The sequence below is a fragment of the Pseudomonas syringae genome (assembly GCF_000737245.1).
Lineage (GTDB): Bacteria > Pseudomonadota > Gammaproteobacteria > Pseudomonadales > Pseudomonadaceae > Aquipseudomonas > Aquipseudomonas syringae_J.
On the sequence record NZ_JPQU01000021.1, the window covers coordinates 35,579 to 53,533 of the forward strand.

The 17,955-nt window shown below is 59.6% G+C and carries 12 protein-coding genes and 1 pseudogene; 9 read left to right on the forward strand and 4 right to left on the reverse strand.

All coding sequences use genetic code 11. The features are described 5' to 3' along the window. The first annotated feature begins 7 nt into the window (after positions 1-7). From IV01_RS19355 to IV01_RS19330, 6 genes are read left to right on the forward strand one after another with little or no spacing between them, the layout of a single operon-like run. Complete coding sequence (locus IV01_RS19355) at positions 8-2,218, forward strand: cellulose biosynthesis cyclic di-GMP-binding regulatory protein BcsB (protein WP_032626792.1); 2,211 nt, start codon at positions 8-10, stop codon at positions 2,216-2,218. Positions 2,219-2,230: 12 nt separating this feature from the next. Next, positions 2,231-4,345: a glycosyl transferase family protein gene (locus IV01_RS19350; RefSeq protein WP_032626793.1), complete on the forward strand. Its 2,115-nt coding sequence runs from the start codon at positions 2,231-2,233 to the stop codon at positions 4,343-4,345. Beyond that, positions 4,342-6,909 carry a bacteriophage N4 adsorption protein A gene (locus tag IV01_RS19345; protein WP_032626794.1) on the forward strand — a complete coding sequence of 856 codons (2,568 nt, stop codon included), beginning with the start codon at positions 4,342-4,344 and terminating at the stop codon, positions 6,907-6,909. Before IV01_RS19350 ends, IV01_RS19345 begins: the two co-directional genes overlap by 4 nt. Before the next feature lie 9 nt (positions 6,910-6,918). Beyond that, complete coding sequence (locus IV01_RS19340; RefSeq protein ID WP_032626795.1) at positions 6,919-7,593, forward strand: alginate O-acetyltransferase AlgF; 675 nt, start codon at positions 6,919-6,921, stop codon at positions 7,591-7,593. After that, positions 7,590-8,573, forward strand: coding sequence for an alginate O-acetyltransferase AlgX-related protein (locus IV01_RS19335; RefSeq protein WP_032626796.1), 984 nt, complete (start codon positions 7,590-7,592; stop codon positions 8,571-8,573). The genes IV01_RS19340 and IV01_RS19335 overlap by 4 nt, the downstream gene beginning before the upstream one ends. Then, on the forward strand, positions 8,570-9,433 hold the full coding sequence (locus IV01_RS19330) for a hypothetical protein (RefSeq protein WP_032626797.1): 864 nt from the start codon (positions 8,570-8,572) through the stop codon (positions 9,431-9,433). The genes IV01_RS19335 and IV01_RS19330 overlap by 4 nt, the downstream gene beginning before the upstream one ends. 546 nt (positions 9,434-9,979) lie before the next feature. Here the strand turns inward: IV01_RS19330 and IV01_RS19325 are convergent. The 4 genes and pseudogenes from IV01_RS19325 to IV01_RS19315 all read right to left on the reverse strand — a co-directional run bounded on the left by IV01_RS19325 (position 9,980) and on the right by IV01_RS19315 (position 14,257). Continuing rightward, positions 9,980-11,149 (reverse strand): murein transglycosylase A, encoded by a 1,170-nt coding sequence (locus IV01_RS19325; protein ID WP_032626798.1) that lies wholly within the window; start codon positions 11,147-11,149, stop codon positions 9,980-9,982. 212 nt (positions 11,150-11,361) lie between these two features. After that, the gene (locus tag IV01_RS27370) at positions 11,362-11,919 is read right to left on the reverse strand and encodes a methyl-accepting chemotaxis protein (RefSeq protein ID WP_418903512.1); all 558 of its coding nucleotides are present in this window, start codon (positions 11,917-11,919) and stop codon (positions 11,362-11,364) included. Next, positions 11,905-12,675 (reverse strand): annotated as a pseudogene (locus tag IV01_RS27375) (PAS domain-containing protein); the annotation flags it as partial. The gene IV01_RS27370 and the pseudogene IV01_RS27375, both read right to left, overlap by 15 nt. 163 nt (positions 12,676-12,838) lie before the next feature. Next, positions 12,839-14,257: a mannose-1-phosphate guanylyltransferase/mannose-6-phosphate isomerase gene (locus IV01_RS19315; protein WP_032626801.1), complete on the reverse strand. Its 1,419-nt coding sequence runs from the start codon at positions 14,255-14,257 to the stop codon at positions 12,839-12,841. Between the two features lie 273 nt (positions 14,258-14,530). On the opposite strand from IV01_RS19315, the gene IV01_RS0124650 reads away from it, so the two are divergent. The 3 genes from IV01_RS0124650 to IV01_RS19305 all read left to right on the forward strand — a co-directional run bounded on the left by IV01_RS0124650 (position 14,531) and on the right by IV01_RS19305 (position 17,934). Beyond that, a complete protein-coding gene (locus IV01_RS0124650; protein WP_050507307.1) occupies positions 14,531-15,445 on the forward strand; it encodes a DUF4214 domain-containing protein in 915 nt (304 codons plus the stop codon). 55 nt (positions 15,446-15,500) lie between these two features. Beyond that, positions 15,501-16,388 (forward strand): DUF4214 domain-containing protein, encoded by an 888-nt coding sequence (locus IV01_RS0124655; RefSeq protein ID WP_050507308.1) that lies wholly within the window; start codon positions 15,501-15,503, stop codon positions 16,386-16,388. Between the two features lie 379 nt (positions 16,389-16,767). Then, positions 16,768-17,934 carry a glycosyltransferase family 4 protein gene (locus tag IV01_RS19305; RefSeq protein WP_032626804.1) on the forward strand — a complete coding sequence of 389 codons (1,167 nt, stop codon included), beginning with the start codon at positions 16,768-16,770 and terminating at the stop codon, positions 17,932-17,934. The last annotated feature ends 21 nt before the right edge of the window (positions 17,935-17,955 follow it).

Genomic DNA, 17,955 nt, shown 5'->3' on the forward strand with positions numbered 1-17,955 from the left:
TGCCTGAATGAAGTTTTCCGTTGCCACTCAATCGGGCGCGCTCAGCGCCCTTGCCTGTGGCGTGAGCCTGCTCGCGCTCATGCCGACTTTCGCCCTGGCTGCGGACAGCCCGCTCACCCAGGCAATCAACCAGATCAACAGCGACACCCGCCAGCAACGCGAGATTCGCTTGAGCGACCTGGGCATCGACACGCCGATCATCCTCGGCTCGACCGATGCCCGGCGCGAGCTGTATCTGCCGGTGCCAGCGGGCGTGCCATTGACCGATGCGACCTTGCAGTTTGATGCCAGTTATCTCAATGGTGAAGGCGGGCGCAACACCATGTTGCTGTCGCTGGACGGCTATCCGGTGCGGGCTGAAGGCCTGAACGAAGCGCAAGGCAATGCCAGCGTGACACTGGGGGTCGACAAGGCCGCCCGCGATAACGGTTCGGTACGGCTGGGCATTGCCTGGTCGTCGATTGTTGACCGCATGCTCTGTGAAGACGAACGGGTGATCGGCAACGTGCTGCGTATCGATCCCGCCACACGCCTGACTTACAGCTACGACGCCAGTCAGTTGCAGGACGTCGGCGCCGCCTGGAATGCCCTGCCCGGCAAACCGGGGATCATGGTCGCGCCCGGCAGCTTGTCTGCCACCAGCTACGATGCGGCGTGGCGCATCGGTGTGGCGCTGGAGCGGATCGGCAAACATGCGCGCATTCTGCCCTTCCCTGCTCTGCAAGACAGTGTTGACCTGAGTGGCCTGCGGGTCCCGGCCGAACTGCTGAATATCCCGGCCTTCGCCAGCCTCAACGGCAAAGGCACGCAAACCCTCAGCGATCCGGCGCAGATCGGTGCGCTGCTGGTGCTGGGTCAGACCGCCAATATGCAGGCCGATCTGGCGATCAACGATCCGCAGCTGCTCAAGGCCATCAACGAATCTCTCGATGCCTTGCACACCCAGATTCAAGGCCTCGATGCCAGCGCCGCCAACGCCTTGAACCAGTGGCGTGAACGGCATATCAACGTCGGTCTGAAAGCTGGCACCGACAATGTTCGCCTGGCCTTGCTCGGTGCCCGTCCGATGCTGATGATCGCGCCAGAAGCGACCGGCAAGGCATTGACTCTGTTCGGCTCGGCCTGGAACAAACTGGCGCGCAGCCGTCAACTGACCATCAGCGAAGCACACACCCCGCTGCAAGCCGATGGCCGTGTGGCCCTGTCCCGACTGGGCGGCAACCCCGGCACCATCGACGTGCTGGCCAAGTCCGACTGGAGCGCATCGTTCCCGCTGGGCAGCGTCGCCTATGACGGCCGCGTGCCGGTCAAGGCAGTGATCGATGTGGCCGCCGCGCCGGGTGCTTCGGACACCGCGCCCGTCGCCTCGCTGTTTCTCAACGATTACCTGATCGGCGCGCAGCAGCTGGTCACCGATGGCGAAAAACAACGCATCGAAGCGCGCATTCCGGGCTATGCCCTGGGCTCGACCAACGTCCTGCGAGTGTCCTTCCAGCGTCAGCCGGTCAGCGACCGCTGCCTTGAAACCCCGCAAGCCTTCCCGGTTTCAGTGTTGCCGACCAGCCATATCGTGCTGGACAAAGCCACACTCAATGACGACTTCTCCGGCATGGCCGCGCGCTTCGCTGGCGAGACTCAAGTGCTGGTGCCGCAAACGTGGCTGGATCAACCGGTAAGCAGCCTGCCGCAAGTGATTGCCGTGGCCAACGCCAGCGGCGTGTCACCGTTGCGCGCGCAATTGACCGTCAGTGCTGACCCGAAAGCTTCGGTAACGCCGGATAAATCCTTCCTCGCCTTCGAGCTGCCAATCAAGGACAGCAAGGCCTCGGTGCAAGTCGATGATCAGGGCCGCCTGCGCATCAACCACAAGGACGAGCTGCTGCTGGACCTGCAACCGCTGAACAACCTGGCGTCGCTGCAAGTGGTTGAAGCTGGCGGTCAACACGGTCTGGTCTACCACGCACTGGGCAATCAGGCGCCGGTGTTTGCCAAACCGATCCTGCTGACCCGTGGTGACGTGAGCATTCTGGGTGACAAAGGCGCGCTGACCACACTGGACAGCAAGGATCCAAGTGGCAGCCAGATGATCGAAAGCGAAGAGCCAAAAGGCCTCGATGCATGGCGTCAACCGTCCATGTTGTGGTTGATTCCGGGCGCTATCGTGCTGTTCCTCGTGCTGTTGCTGGCTGGCCGTAACGCCCGCCGCAATCGCCAGTAACGGGAAGCTCCGATGACGTCGCTCTATTGGCCGTACTGGCTGGCCCACTACTACAGCATCCTGGAAGTCGCGACGATTGTGGTCGCCGTGCTGATCCTGATCTCGAGTCTGGATGACCTGTTCATCGACCTCTGGTACTGGTCGCGCCGGGTGTTCCGCAAGTTCACGGCGGGGCGCAAATATCGGCCCCTGACCGTTGAACAGCTGATGGCGCGGGATGAACAGCCGCTGGCGATCATGGTTCCGGCCTGGCTGGAGTACGACGTCATCGCGCCGATGATCGAGAACATGGTGTCGACCCTGGATTACCAGAACTACGTGGTTTTCGTCGGCACCTACATCAACGATCAGCGCACCATCGATGAGGTGGAGCGCATGCGTCGGCGCTACAAGCAACTGCATCGAGTGGAAGTCCCGCATGCCGGGCCGACCTGCAAGGCAGACTGCCTGAACTGGGTCATCCAAGCGATTTTCCTGCATGAGAAAACCCACGACATGACCTTCGCCGGCGTCGTGCTGCATGACAGTGAAGATGTGCTGCACCCGCTGGAACTGCGCCTGTTCAACTATTTGCTGCCGCGCAAGGACATGATCCAGCTGCCGGTGGTTTCCCTTGAACGCAACTGGTACGAGTGGGTTGCGGGGACGTACATGGACGAGTTCGCCGAATGGCATGGCAAGGATCTGGTGGTGCGCGAAAGCATGACCGATACCGTGCCATCGGCGGGCGTTGGCACCTGTTTCTCGCACCGTGCGCTGCGTGTGCTGGCTGACGAAACTCAGAACCAACCGTTCAACACCGACAGCCTGACCGAGGACTACGACGTCGGTAACCGCCTGGCAAAAGTCGGCATGAACGCGATTTTCGTGCGTTTCCCGGTGCAGTACCGAGTGCTGCGCAAATCCTGGTTCCGCAAACCGTATGAGTCGACGTTGAGCATGCCGCTGTGCGTGCGTGAATTCTTCCCGGACACCTTTCGCACGGCGTTCCGTCAGAAAGCGCGCTGGACACTGGGCATCGGTCTGCAAGGCTGGGAACAGATGGGCTGGACCGGTTCGTTGGCCAACCGTTATCTGCTGTTCCGTGATCGCAAAGGCGTGGTGACGGCGTTCGTCAGCATCATCGCTTACGTGATTCTGGTGCAACTGCTGGCCTTGATCATCCTGCGTCATAGCGGGCTGTGGAACGTCAGTTTCCCGACCCCGTTCGAATCCAACGGCTTCATCAAATACCTGCTGCTGGCCAACGGCATCGCCCTGGCCTGGCGCATCGTGCATCGCTGTTACTTCACCGGCGTGTTGTATGGCTGGCAGCACGGTTTGCTGTCGATCCCGCGCATGGTGGTCGGCAACTTCGTCAACTTCATGGCCGCGTCCCGGGCCTGGCGGATGTTTATCGTTGGCAAGGTACTGAACCGCAAGCTGGTCTGGGACAAAACCATGCACGACTTCCCGTCCACCGACCTGGTCGCCATTGCCCCGCGCAAGCTGGGCAGCGTGTTGCTGTCGTGGCAAGCGATCACCGAAAACGCCCTGCAAAGCGCCCTCGCCGAGCAGCAAACCCGGCACATACCGTTAGGACGCATCTTGCTCAACCATGGCTGGCTGGACGACGAAACCCTGGCCGAAGCGATTGCCTTCCAGAACGAATTGCCGCGGGTTTTCGACGTGGCGGCCAAGGCTGATACATCGGCGCTGACATTGGCAGATGAGTTCGCCTTGCGCTGGCGTGTCGTGCCATTGGGTGTGAACGCTGACGGACAAGCGCAGATCGCTGTCGCCAGCCCGTTGTCCGCCGAAGGGCTGCAACAGGTCAGCGCGCAACTGGGCAGCGAACCGCAACAGCTGATTGCCCGAGAGAGTGAAATCGTCGCGCAACTGCGTCGGGTCAACGCCATTGACGGCCAGTCGGTACCCAACGCCAGTGCGCCGTTGCTGGGGGATCTGCTGATCGAATCGGGCCTGCTGGATCGTGCCATCTTCGACAGCGCCATGCTCAGTTACCGACCACAACATCACGGCCGCATCGGCGATTACCTGGTGGATATCGGCGTTCTGCCGCGTGCCACCATCGAACAGGCAGTGGCTCGCCAACACAGCCAATACCAGACGGAACCTGCCTTATGAAGCGCTCTCTACTGAGCCTGATGGTCACCGGCCTGAGTCTGATGCCCGTCGTGAGTTTTGCTGAAACATTGCCGCTGCCGCTCACCGGCCCGGCCTACCAAACCGCGAACGAGGCGTACAGCGCCTACGAGCGCAAGGACTACGACCTGGCCATCGCCAAGGCTCGCGAAGCCTTGCGCCAGCGGGCGGATGTCACCCGTTTGAACCGGCTGATTGCGCTGGCCGAACGCGACAAGGACATGCGCGACAATCCCAAACGCTACCCACAGTCGCGCCAGGCACCAGGCTTTGGCGCAGCGGCGCAGGCGTTCAAGGCTTACGACCGCGACGACTTCGCTGCCGCTGCCCAGTCCGCACGCAAAGCCATCAGCCAGGCGCCGAAGCGCATGGATTATCGCCTTCTGCTGATCGAGTCCCTGCAGCGCCAGCAGCATCTTCAGGAAGCTGATCTGGCCACCAGCGATGCGCTTCGGGTGTTCCCGGATGACGATACGTTGCTGATGCGCCGCGAAGCCATCCGCCGCCAACTGGCTGCCCCACTGGCCATCGCCGGGTATCGTGCTCTGCAAGCCGACAACCTGCCGCTGGCCGTGGATCAGGCACGCAAAGCCGTGAACTGGGCACCGGAAATCGGCGCCCATCAGCAACTGCTGATCAGCACGCTGATTGAAGCCAAGGATTACCGCGCAGCCGAACTGGCCGCCACTGGCGCGCTGGCTCAGGACGATGGCGAAATCGCGCCGTGGATCCTGCGCAGCTACGCACTGGATCGTCAGGGCAAAACCCAGGCCGCGCAAAATGATTTAAAGCAGGCGCTGGCCATCGATGGCTTGCTGGACTCGGAAGTGCGAGAGATCCGTTTCTTCGCCGCCGACCTGGCGCTGTCCAACAACGAACCGGAGCTGGCACTGGCTCAGCTACAACAATTGCCGCCAGACGAAAGCGGTGAACTCGCCCGCCGCCGCGCTGCTGCCCAAGCGGCTGCCAGGCAAAAATCCAACGGCTTGAAAACCGCGTTGCGCTTCCCGGCCCCGGCGCTGAATTGTCAGGAAAGCGCCTTCGGCCTGATCTGCGATATCTGGCCGGGCAACCAGCGCGATGGTGGAACTGACATGGCGGTTCAGGCTTACGCCGCACTGGCTCGCAAGGACTCGGCGTCTGCTGCGACGCTGGCCAGCGAAGCCATCCGCCGCGCCCCGGAAAACCCGGCTTATCGCAGTCTGCTGGTCAGTGCGCTCACCGATCAGAAGCGCCTACCCGAAGCTCTCGATGCCGCCAACAGTGGCCTTGCAGCCAATGGCGACGACGCGCGCCTTCTGGCCCAGCGCGGTCGCCTGCATCAGCAGATGAATGAAGATTCCGCCGCCCGCAAGGACTTCACCCAGGCGCTGGCACTCGGCACCCTGCCGGCCTATGAAGAAGCCAGCCTCTACGCCGCACTGGGTCAGCGCCGCACAGCTCGCGAACGTTTGCAGCAGGCCCGGGACACTGGCGAGCTGGAATCCATGAGTGATCTGCAAATCGCTTATCTGTCAGTGCAGGCTGGTGACGATGAGGCCGCCCACGAGTCATTCCGCAAGTCCGATGCCGCTACACGCCTGTCGCCAACCGCCAGTCAGGACGCTGCCTACACGGCCATGCGAGTCAATGACGACGAGCACGCGGTGGGTTATTTCAAGCGCGTGATCGACGCGAAAAATGCGGGTGAACTGGATATGCCAGCCCAGCAGCTGTTCGACACCCGTCGTGCAGTGGCCGATGTCTCCCGCACTTGGGGCTTGACTAGCACCACCAGTTATCGCGGCAACAGTTCCAGCAGCGGCTTGAGCTCGGCGCCGTCCACCAGCAACGGCAACAGCGGCAGCAGCAGTGGTGGCAGCAATGACAGCCTGCAAAACAGCACCGAGCTTTCTTATCGTCCGCTGGGTTATCGCAATGCCCGTTTCGTTGAGCTTTACGGCCGCATCACTGACACCCTGTGGAGCAAGAACGGCGATTCCGATACCGGTCTGGACGCTTTGCAAGGCGCTTTGGGCGCCCGGATCAAGCCGTTCTCATCCCTGAACGTGATGGCGGCAGTGGAACGCACTTTCCCGCTGGGTTCGTCTGATGTCGACGGCGACTGGCTGCTGCGCTTGGGCTACGGCTCAAGCATCGGCACCGACCTGCGGGTCGATACGCCCAGTTGGTGGACCTCGCAGTTGTTCGCTGAAGCCGGCCACTACATCAACGATTCGCGCAATTACATCAACAGCGAATGGCAAGGCGGCCGCAGCTACGCCATCGGTGGAACTGGCTCGCGCTGGGTCACGTTCCCCCATGTGGTCGCCGCCTACGATTACGATTCGAAGATGAACAGCAAGACCGGAGCAGACGGCCGCGCCGACTATTCGTCAGGCCATGCCTCTGGCGTTGGTATCGGTAATAACGTGCGCTACTGGTTCCGAGAAGACGCTTACAACGCGCCGCGCTCCTACGTGGATTTCTCACTGCAATACCGAGTGAAAGTGTCTGGCGACGACCGCGCCAAAGGCGTTTTCGCTCGCCTGACTTACTCCTACTGAGGACTGATTATGTACCCTCGTATCTGCAAGTGGGCCGGGCTTTACCTAGCGCTGGGGGTCAGCTTCGGCCTGGCTTGCACAGCCCAGGCCGCGCCTGAAATTGCGCAACTCTATGCGTCGAAACTGCCGGAGGGTTCGGCTTGGGTGCGGGTGGTCAATCCATCCGATAACGCCGTGCAGGTCCGTGTGGATCAGAGCACCGACTTTGCCTTGTCGGCTCAGTCGGTGGTTGCCAGCCCGTTTCAGGTCGTGGATTCCCGGCAGCCTTTGCACGTCACCGTCAACGGTCGCGAGATCAAAGGCCTGAACGTGCCGAAGAACGCCTGGGTCACGCTGATTCTCGACAGCAATCCGGCCAACCCGCCACGGTTGGTGGTGGATCCGCCGGTACGCGGCAAGGATCTGCGCGCCGAGCTCAACATCTACAACCTCAGCGCTGGCTGTGAAACGGCCAATATCCAGCTCGCCAATGGCGCCAGCGTGTTTAACCAGTTGCCGTTCAACGGCCAGGCGCAACGCACCATCAACCCGGTGCAGGCGACCCTCATCGCCAATTGCGGGAAGACCACCAGCCTGCCGTTCAAACTTGAGCCGTTCAAGGCCAGTGACCGTTACAGCTTGTTCCTGATTGGCTCAAGCCAGTCGCCCCGCCTGATCGGCCTCGTAGACCAGACTGCCCCATGACCCATTTCGTCAAAGCTCAACGCTTCACCCGTCGCTTGCCTGTGTTGGCGGGCTTGCTGCTCTGCCTCGCTGGTACTGGTGTGCAGGCTGCATCAGCAGTCATTACCGGTAAGGACGGCTGGCTGTTTCCCGCCTGGGAAAGCCTGAGCAAGGTGGATACCGCCGGTAACTCGCGCAGTATCGCGCTGCTCAAGGACGTCCAACAGCAATTGGCACGGGAAAACATCGGGCTGATTGTGCTGGTGGTGCCGATGAAAGCGCCGTTCTACGCCCAGCGTCTGCCAGCCGGTAATCCCCTGAGCCCAGCGGTTGTGCAGCGCTACGACCAGTTGCAAGCCAACCTGTCCAAAGCCGGCCTGACCACGCTGAACATCAAGCCGATCCTGCTACGGACCGAACAAGGCAAACAGACCGCGTTCTACCGTGCCGATTATCACTGGACGGCCTGGAGCGCGGAAAACACTGCCGACGCCACCGCCAAACTGATCACCGGCCGCTATCAATTGCAGGGTGAACCCGGCGGCGGCGCGGTACTCGGTGATTGGTTCGACAAGCGCGCATTCGGCGACCTGGCCAGCAACTTCCTGCCTGCCATCAAGCGCAAGGCTATCGGTCGCGACATCTACACCGTGCGCCATCAGGTGGAGAAAGAAGATCTGCTGATTGATGACGCACCCGCACCGGTGCAGGTGATCGGCAACAGCTTTGTGCAGCCTTATCTGGGCTTTACCCAGAAGTTGTCCAATGCGCTGGACCGTCCCGTCACCCTGACCTGGAACCCCGGCGACGTCGGGCCTTGGGCGACTCTGCTGCAATATCTGGAATCACCTGATTTTGCCCAGCACAAGCCGCAGGTGATCGTCTGGCAATTCAACGAGGGTCAGTTTCATCTCGGCCCCGACGCTGCTGCCAACTGGAACGCCAAGGGCGTGACTTCGCTGAACCAGTGGCATCAGCGCATCAATAAGGCGCTTCCTTGAAGATTCTCGGCAAAACCATCAGCCGTGCCACGTCAGTGGTTGCATTACTGGCAGCGACCCTCGTGTCAGGCACCACTTTGTTGTACGTCACCCAACCCAAACCACTGGATCCGGGCATCGTCGGCATCGTGTGGCAGCCGGACAACAAGACCGTCGGCATCAAGGGTGACTGGCAAAAGCTGGGCGCACGGGAACTGCTGGTGCAATGGACGGTGGTGGATGATCAGGCGTTCGTGCCTGGCACCGGCCTGCCCAGCGTACCGGTGCTGCCTGACTGGGCGCGTATTGCCAAGGAGCCCTGGGCTCAGGATGTGATTGTCGGGCTGGCGGGGTATTTCAGCGAAAATCGCTCACGGGACAATATCGAACAACTGGCGGCGGTGTCTGAACGCATCACCAAACTGCCGACGCCGCTGCATGTCACCGGTTGGTATTTCCCGGCAGAAGTCGACCCCAGCTGGACCCGCGCCAAAGAGCTGCCTGCGCTGCTGGCCAAGTTGCCGAGACCGTTGTGGATCAGCGTCTACGACGGCGCCAATATTGGCCCAGCGGCAACGGCAGACTGGCTCAAGCAGTGGCTGCCGGACGACATTGGCGTGTTCTTCCAGGACGGCGTCGGTGTCTATGCCCGCACCGCCCCCGTCGCCCGAACCTACGCCGATGCCCTGCGCAAAAGCCTGGGCAAAGACCGCGTCCGAATCATCGCCGAAGCCTTCCGCCCCAACTACGGAGGAGGCTTCCGCTCAGCGACCGCCGCTGAACTAAAACCGCAACTGGCAGCCTACGACGGCTATCCCCTGTACCTGTTCGACGGCCCGCACTACGTGACGCCGGAGTTGGTGAAGCAGTTGGCGAGGTGATGTTGAGAGAGATGTGCCTGAAAAAACACAGGACCCGTAGGAGCGCGCTTGCTCGCGATGAACGACAACGCGGAGTTCCAGGCACACCCCTCTGTGGAAGCGAGCTTGCTCGCGAAGAGGCCATTACATCCGACGGTGATTTGTCGCCTGGACTGCAGCTTTCGCGAGCAAGCTCGCTCCCACATTGAATAGGTGCCAGCCTTGAGAACGAGGTGTCTGGATTCGCGGGCAAGCCTCGCTCCAACGGGGTCAGGTGATCTCTGTGGGAGCGGTGCTGAACTGGCGATGGGGCCAGAGGCGATTCACTTTAGATCGCACGGACCTTATCGCGGGCAAGCCACGCTCCCACAGACTGACCGCGTACTTCCGTTGGAGCTGGGCTTGCCCGCGAAGAACGATGACGCGGTGTGTCAGACACCCCCCCCTGCGGGAGCGAGCTTGCTCGCGAAGGCGTTTTGTCAGACTGCGAAAACGGCTTTGATGTACCGGGCTTTTCGCGAGCAAGCTCGCTCCCACAGGTTCATGATTGCCGAGGTCATCACCGCCTTATTGTGCAGCCTCCGGCAACGCCATGTCCTTGGGCCACAACAACCACACATTACCTTTCTGCTTCATATCCCCCGCCAGATGCCCGGCTTCGTCGCCGGTGCCCCAGAACAAATCAGCTCGCACTTCACCCGCAATCGCTCCGCCGGTGTCCTGCGCCGCTACCGGGCGCACCAGCGGGGTTCCGTCCGGACGCGTCGTGGACAGCCAGAGCAAACTCCCCAGCGGGATCACCTTACGATCGATCGCCACGCTGTAACCCGCCGTCAATGGAACATTCAGCGAGCCGCGAGGGCCTTCGTTGCTGTCCGGGTTGCGGGCGAAAAATACATAACTGGGGTTGCTCGCCAAGAGATCCGGGATGCGCTCGGGATGTGCCTTGGCCCAGGCGGCGATGCTGCCCATGGTGACGTCTTCTTTCTTCAGCTCACCCTGCTCCACCAGCCAGCGGCCAATCGCCCGATAAGGGCGGCCGTTCTGATCGGCGTAACCGATGCGCAGCTGCTGGCCATTATCCAGACGCACCCGACCCGAACCCTGGATTTGCAGGAATTGCAGGTCCATCGGGTCGGTCAGCCAGGCAACCACCGGCGCATTAAGACCCTGAGCGCCGATGGTCGCAGCATCGTCATACGGTTTGAGCACTCGCCCTTCAAGACGCCCACGCAAGCGCTTGCCCTTGAGCTCGGGGTAGATGCTCTCAAGATTAACGATGATCAAATCATCCGGTACGCCATAAATCGGCACAGAGGCCTGAGGCGTCTGGGTCAGGCTGCCAGGGTAGACCGGCTCGTAATAACCGGTAATCAATCCGTCAGCGCTGCCAGTGGCCGAGCGCATGCTGTAGACCTGCAACCGGTCCTGCAAGAAACTGCGGATCTGCGTTGCATTGGGCTCCTGCGGCACAGTAGCTGATGCTGCACAGGTCGCGCCCCAGACCGCATCCGCCTTGAGCCGCACGCAGGCACTGCGCCACGAAGCAAATCCGGCTTGCAGATCGCTATCGGCAACCGCTGGCAATGCATCCCAGTTCGCCGGTGTGTAAGTGGTATGCGGCGGCGCAGGTGGCGGCGCTGGCGTCTTGTCCGAACTGTCGCAACCCACAAGAAGAACGGCAAACGGCACAGCCAGGGCCAGGCCCTTGCGCCAGTGTTTGAAAGAAAGAGTCATGAGCGCAGCGGTTCCCCTGAAGCGGCATTTTGGTCCGCAAGGGTACGCAATGCGTGGGCTGTTCGAAAGCGCGGAGCTGAACTGGAATACGTTTTATTGTGGGAGCGAGGCTTGCCCGCGATAAGGCTGGACGCGGTTTAACTTAGAATCGAGTCGACCTTATCGCGGGCAAGCACCGCTCCCACATGGGTTACGTGTCTATCGGCTTGCCTCTACTTCAACTGATTGGCAAACCGGCTCACCGCGCCAACCACTTGCCGTGCGCCTTCCTGGATTTCCACAATCACCGCGCCGGCGTCATTGGCCAGCCCCAATCCTTGCTCAGCCTGGCCTCGACTGTTGGCGATGCCGCGTACGGCTTCATCCACCAAGTTCTGGTTCTGCTGCACGACGTTGACGATTTCTTCGGTGGCGGCGCTGGTTCGGCCCGCTAGCTGCCGGACTTCATCGGCCACCACCGCAAAGCCCCTACCCTGCTCGCCGGCACGGGCGGCTTCGATGGCCGCGTTGAGCGCCAGCAGGTTTGTTTGCTGGGCGATGCCGCCGATGGTCTGCACGATAGAGCTGATCAACAACGACTGTTTGCCCAACGCTTCGATGCCCTGAGAAGCCGACTGCATTTCTTCGGAGATCTTGCGCATGGTCTCAACCGTATCCTTGACCACGCTGGCACCACGCTGAGCGGTGAGATCGGTCTGCTGGGAAATCTCGAACGCGATACCCGCCGCGTCGCTGACCTCGACCTCACGCTCCACCTGATCAGTAATCACCGTGGCGAACTTGACCACTTTGTAAAGATTGCCCTGAGCGTCATGCACCGGGTTGTACGTCGCCTCCAGCCAGACTTCACGGCCATTGGCGTCGACACGCTTGAATCGGTCAGCAACAAACTCTCCCCGGTTCAGCGTTGCCCAGAACTCCTTGTACTGAGGTGAATTAACCTCGGCCGGCTCGCAAAAGATGCTGTGGTGCCTCCCCACGATCTGCGCCAGGTTGTACCCCATGCCCTTCAGGAACTGGTCGTTGGCTTTGAGTACATGGCCAGTCAGGTCAAATTCGATAACGGCCGTCGAGCGCAGCAAAGCCTGAATAAAGGCGGCGTTTTCCGTCGCCAGCTCAATCGCGTCGGTAATCTCACTGCCAAAACACCGGATATGCGAGAGCTTGCCGTCGTCGCCCATGATCGGATACCAGATCGCCCTCACCCACGCCAGGCTGCCGTCCGCTTTAAGGAAACGATAATTGTCGATCACCGACTCGCCGTTCGCGATGCCGGTGCGCAGATTGCGATAGCAGTCGAGCTGCTTGACGTAAGCCGGAACGATTTCATCCATGCCACGGCCTTGCAAATGCTCAGCGCTATAACCCAGTGCCTTGGAGAAGTTGGCGTTGGCTTGGGTGATGCGGTAATTCGCGTCCAGGGTCACCGACAACATCTGCGAGTCCATGCCCCGCTCCATTTGCCGATAAATAGAAAGCTCGGCTTCTTGCGCCTGTAATTCCTTCTTCAAGCGGGTGTTAAACATGGGCGGCACCGATCCTAATGAGTTCAGACGAGTTATCGGCACTGGAAACGGGAGCTGAATCGACCCTTCGTCCGAATGCTTCTCTCATTTATAGACACTCGGTTGAGCTCACGCGAAAAAAAACCGCGTCAATCGACGCGGTTTTTTTATGCAGCGTTTCGGTTTACTTGGCCAGACGCCCGTAACGGTCTTCAAACCGCACGATGTCGTCTTCGCCCAGGTACGAGCCGGACTGCACTTCGATCAACTCAAGAGGCACTTTGCCCGGGTTGGCCAGGGAGTGTTTGACGCCCAGCGGGATGTAGGTGGACTGGTTCTCCGAGAGGATCAGCTCCTGATCATCACAGGTCACCTTGGCCGTACCGGATACCACGATCCAGTGCTCGGCGCGGTGGTAATGCATCTGCAACGACAGGCATTCGCCCGGCAGCACGCTGATGCGCTTGACCTGATAACGCTCGCCGCGATCCACGGTGTCGTAGTGACCCCACGGGCGGTTGACCAGCGGATGGGTCACGAACTCGGCACGCTCTTCAGCCTGCAGGCGCTTGACCACGTCCTTGACCTGCTGGGTGTCATTCTTGTTGGCAACCAGCACCGCATCCTTGGTTTCGATCACGATCAGGTCTTCAAGACCGACGGTCGCCACCAGACGATGATGGGACTGCACCAGGCAATTCTTGGTATCAATGGCCATGACGTCGCCTTCAAGGCGATTCATGTTGGCATCATGCGGGCCGACATCCCAGATCGCCGACCAGCTGCCCAGATCATTCCAGCCTGCGTCCAGCGGTACAACCAGACCTGCAGCCGTGTGCTCCATGACGGCGTAATCCACCGATTCATCGACGCACAGTGCGAATTGCTCGGCGGGCACATGCAGGAAAGTGCGGTCAGCTTCAGACTCGGCCAAGGCGGCACGGCACGCTGCCAGCATTTCCGGGCGATGCTCGTTCAGCTCATTGAGGAACACCGAGGCACGGAACATGAACATGCCGCTGTTCCACAGGTACGCACCTGAGGCGAGATACTCTTCAGCCATTTCCGGCGAAGGCTTTTCCTTGAAAGCGGAAATCGCAAAACCACCCTGCTCGATGGCAGCGCCGCACTGGATATAACCAAAACCGGTTTCGGCGTGGGTCGGCGTGATGCCGAAGGTCACCAGACGGCCGGCTTCGGCGTGGACCTGGGCGACCTGGACGGCAGCGCGAAACGCTTGTTCATCATGGATATGGTGATCGGCAGCCAGCACCAGCAGGATTGGATCACTGCCATCAGCGCTGGCTTCAAGTGCCGCCAAAGCAATGGCCGGCGCAGTGTTGCGCGCCAGCGGCTCAAGAATGATGCGACGGCTGCCCATCTTCGCCACACGCAGCTGCTCGGCAACGATGAAACGATGATTTTCGTTACTCACGACAACGGCAGGCGAATGCTCAAGGCCTTGCAGCCGAGCCAACGTGCGCTGAAACATCGTGCCCTGATCCTGACCATCCAGGGCCAGAAATTGCTTGGGGAAGCTCTGGCGCGAGAGCGGCCACAGGCGGGAACCATTACCGCCAGCCAGGATTACCGGGGTGAACATAGCAACTCCATTCTTGTACTACGTGCGTAGTGAGGCGCGCATTATCCGGGGGCTGGAGGGGGTATGCAACATAGATAGTTGACGCGATCCACTGTTAAGTATTTGAGACAGATAGGAACCATTCTTCATTGGCCGGGTCAGAGCGACTGCACATTTCAATTTGTATCCTGTTTGTATCCGCATCGACTACACGGCATGAAGCCGTCAAAGCCGCCGGCCAGGATCAACTCAGCGCCACCCGTAGCCTGTCGATGCATTGATTAAGGAAGATAAATGGCGACCCTCAAGCTGCATCAACCGATCAACATGAACAACTTGCAGGCGTGGGACGGGACATTCCCCATTGTGGACTCCGGCCACATTCGCGCGACCGACGGCGTCAGAACCCAAGATTACTTCGGCAGCTTTCAGTTCACGAACGGTGAAGTATCAGGCGGCACGCTGACTTCCACGGTCGCCTACCAGAACGGCCTGTATTACGAATTGACCGACATGAACGCCAATGCGGCGGTTGTGGCCGAGCACATTGGCGGCTTCGATTTCAAAAGCGCGCTGAATGAAGTTCTGAAAGGCAATGACACTGTCATTGGCTCGGCAGGCAATGACGTGATCAAAAGCGGCGCAGGCAATGACACCATTAATGGTGGCGCAGGTATTGATACTGTCCAGTACAACAGCAAAGCGGGCCTTATCGTCACTCGCACTGTGGATGCCAATGGCAGAGCGTATGCGATCAAAGTCGACGGCAAGATCGACGTCGTGTCCAACGTAGAACGCATTGGCTTTGGTGATGGCTCTACTTTGGCTATAGATGTCGAGGCAGGCCAAAACGCGGGATCGGCGTATCGCTTGTATCAAGCTGCATTTGATCGCAGACCTGACACTGCTGGCCTTAAGTTCTGGACCACGCAACTGGACAACGGCACCAGCCTGGCCGAAGTCGCTACCGGTTTCGTCACGAGCAACGAGTTCAAGGCCGCCAATCCGGGCACTGACTCCACCACCCTGATCAACAGCTACTACCAACACGTATTGCATCGAGCACCCGATGCAACGGGTTTGGATTACTGGAGTAACGCGGCCGCCAACGGCATGTCGGCCAGCGAAATGCTGGTGTCGTTCTCCGAAAGTCAGGAAAACATCAGCAACACCGCCGCCGCACTTTATAACGGGCTGTGGCTGGTCTGATCGGGCCGCACCACCTTTGCCCCCGATTTTTTTACTAGAGATAAGGACCAATCCAATGGCACGTATTACCTTTAACCAGCCTCTCGACAACTTCGATTTGAACAAAGCGGCCCAAGCTGGCGCTACCGGGCAAGTGGTATCGACTTCGAGCACCCACATTGTCTTCAGTGAAGGTAATTACAAGGCGGACTTGAGCGGCATCTTCCCGTCAGGTAATTCACAAGCGGGCGTTTTCACCGGTATCACTTATTCACTCAATGACACACCTTACGTCACCATTAGCGGGCTCAACGTCAAAGTTAGCGACGCAGCGAACACCACTTCGCTCTTCAGCGGCAATGACCAGTACATCGGCTCCAATGGCAATGATCACTTCTACGCATGGCCGGGCAACGACACTTACAGCGGCAACGCGGGTATCGACACCGTGCACTATTCAGCACTAAAGAGCGATTTTACCGTCTCGTCAGTGAGCACAGTCGCCACAGTCAAAGGTCTGGGCAAGACTGATACGCTCTTCAACATCGAACGCGTCAATTTTCAGGAAGACGGTACGACGCTGGCGCTGGACGTCCTTGCGGGCCAAAACGCAGGCTCGGCCTATCGTCTTTATCAGGCAGCATTTGATCGCAAAGCCGACACCACGGGTATGAAGCTCTGGACCCAGAAACTCGATGCGGGTGTCAGCCTGGCTGACGTTGCCATGGAATTCGTTAACAGCAACGAGTTCAAAACTGTCAATCCGAACACTGACTCTGCCTCCCTGATTAACAGCTATTACCAACACGTATTACATCGCGCACCCGACGCGACGGGCTTGGCGTTTTGGAGCAATCAAATGGCCAACGGCGCTGGCGCCAATGATGTATTGGCATCGTTCTCCGAGAGCAACGAGAACGTCAGCAACACCGCCGCTGAGCTGCAAAATGGCATTTGGATGTAACCATCGTCTCATGAACGTGAGGGCATGCTGGAGCTGATGCCAGCATGCCCGCCTCATATCAAACCGTTGATGAATAGAGTTGCGAGCATAATTTCCCCTCGGTTTCTGCCTGGTAAGCGAGCAACCCTTGGTCATCTACCCGTTTCTGACAAGCGCTTTACCTGCCCCTGCCCGAGCATCGTCATCGCCCACCGGATGAGCCCCCCCACTTCCCAATGGTTAAGCCAGGCGGGCAGAGTTTCGGCACCTTGAATGCCGCTAGCGGCGCGGTCCCTGTTAAACTCGCCCACTCGCGTCAGCTTACCGATCCGGGTAAGCCGCCTCACCTTCAACTCATAGATTGCTCGCCGCGCCGGCGCAGACAGGTAAGCTCGACTTCATGAAGCTATTGCTCAATATCGAATCCCTCATCCCTCCGCTCACAGGCATAGGCAACTACACGTTCAACCTGATTGAACAGCTGCGTGACGATGAGATCGAGGATATCGACTGCTTCATTGGCTCGCGCCACTACACGGCTGAGCAAGCCATTGCCAACTGCATCAGCTCCAGCGCGCAATATGCTCCCGGCGCGCCCACCTCCTCTTCGCAGCTCCGCAATCTGCTGCGCAGTTGGACATTCGCTTACCGCGCCAGAGAAATACTGCGTAGTACGCAGCTGAAAATGAGCGCGGGACGGTTTCGCAACCATGTTTATCACGAGCCCAACTTCATTCTCAAAGCCTATGCAGGCAAGAGTGTCGCCACCATTCACGATCTCTCCTTTATCCACTACCCGCAATTTCACCCGCAAAAGAGAGTGGAATGGCTTTGTGCGCAACTTCCCAAAACCCTTGAGCGTGCAGATTTCCTCATCACCGACTCGGACATTATTCGCGACGAGCTGATCAGCGATTTCGGCGTAGGCGCCGACCGGGTCCGCACGGTCTACCTGGGTGCTGCCGAAAGCTATAGGCCGCAGACCGCAGAGCAGACCCGCACAACGCTAGATCAGTATGGTTTGCGGCATGGCCGTTATGTGTTGTTCGTTGGCACGTTGGAGCCTCGCAAAGGCGTAGATACCCTGATAGACGCCTGGTGCCGCCTGCCGCAAAATCTGCGCGAGGAATTCCCGCTGGTATTGGCCGGTGCACCAGGTTGGCATAATCAGGAACTCAATGATCGCATCAAGATTCTGGAAGCCAGCCATGGCCTGCGCCAGCTGTCATTCGTATCTGGTCAGGATTTGCCGACGCTGTATGCAGGCGCGGCGGTGTTCGCTTATCCATCGTTGTACGAGGGGTTCGGGCTGCCGGTGCTCGAAGCGATGCAATGTGGTGTCGCATCAATCTGCACAGCGGATACCTCAATGTCCGAATTCACTCAGGGCAGCGCTCGTCTGGTGGATCGCGGCAACGACGAGCAGTTGGCGGCGCAATTGAGCGAATTGCTAAGCGATGAGCCATTACGCAACGAGGTCGCTGCGGCAGGTCTGCTGCGCGCCCAGGAGTTTTCCTGGAAACGCTGCGCCAAAGAGACGCTGGATATCTATCGCCTCGTCGACTAAAGGATACCGGTTGTGCTCAAT

Bases quoted from the DNA above. Each gene is read 5' to 3' on its own strand.
- IV01_RS19355 (WP_032626792.1), top strand. From the start codon at position 8: ATGAAGTTTTCCGTTGCCACTCAATCGGGCGCGCTCAGCGCCCTTGCC.
- IV01_RS19350 (WP_032626793.1), top strand. From the start codon at position 2,231: ATGACGTCGCTCTATTGGCCGTACTGGCTGGCCCACTACTACAGCATC.
- IV01_RS19345 (WP_032626794.1), top strand. From the start codon at position 4,342: ATGAAGCGCTCTCTACTGAGCCTGATGGTCACCGGCCTGAGTCTGATG.
- IV01_RS19340 (WP_032626795.1), top strand. From the start codon at position 6,919: ATGTACCCTCGTATCTGCAAGTGGGCCGGGCTTTACCTAGCGCTGGGG.
- IV01_RS19335 (WP_032626796.1), top strand. From the start codon at position 7,590: ATGACCCATTTCGTCAAAGCTCAACGCTTCACCCGTCGCTTGCCTGTG.
- IV01_RS19325 (WP_032626798.1), bottom strand. From the start codon at position 11,149: ATGACTCTTTCTTTCAAACACTGGCGCAAGGGCCTGGCCCTGGCTGTG.
- IV01_RS19315 (WP_032626801.1), bottom strand. From the start codon at position 14,257: ATGTTCACCCCGGTAATCCTGGCTGGCGGTAATGGTTCCCGCCTGTGG.
- IV01_RS0124650 (WP_050507307.1), top strand. From the start codon at position 14,531: ATGGCGACCCTCAAGCTGCATCAACCGATCAACATGAACAACTTGCAG.
- IV01_RS0124655 (WP_050507308.1), top strand. From the start codon at position 15,501: ATGGCACGTATTACCTTTAACCAGCCTCTCGACAACTTCGATTTGAAC.
- IV01_RS19305 (WP_032626804.1), top strand. From the start codon at position 16,768: ATGAAGCTATTGCTCAATATCGAATCCCTCATCCCTCCGCTCACAGGC.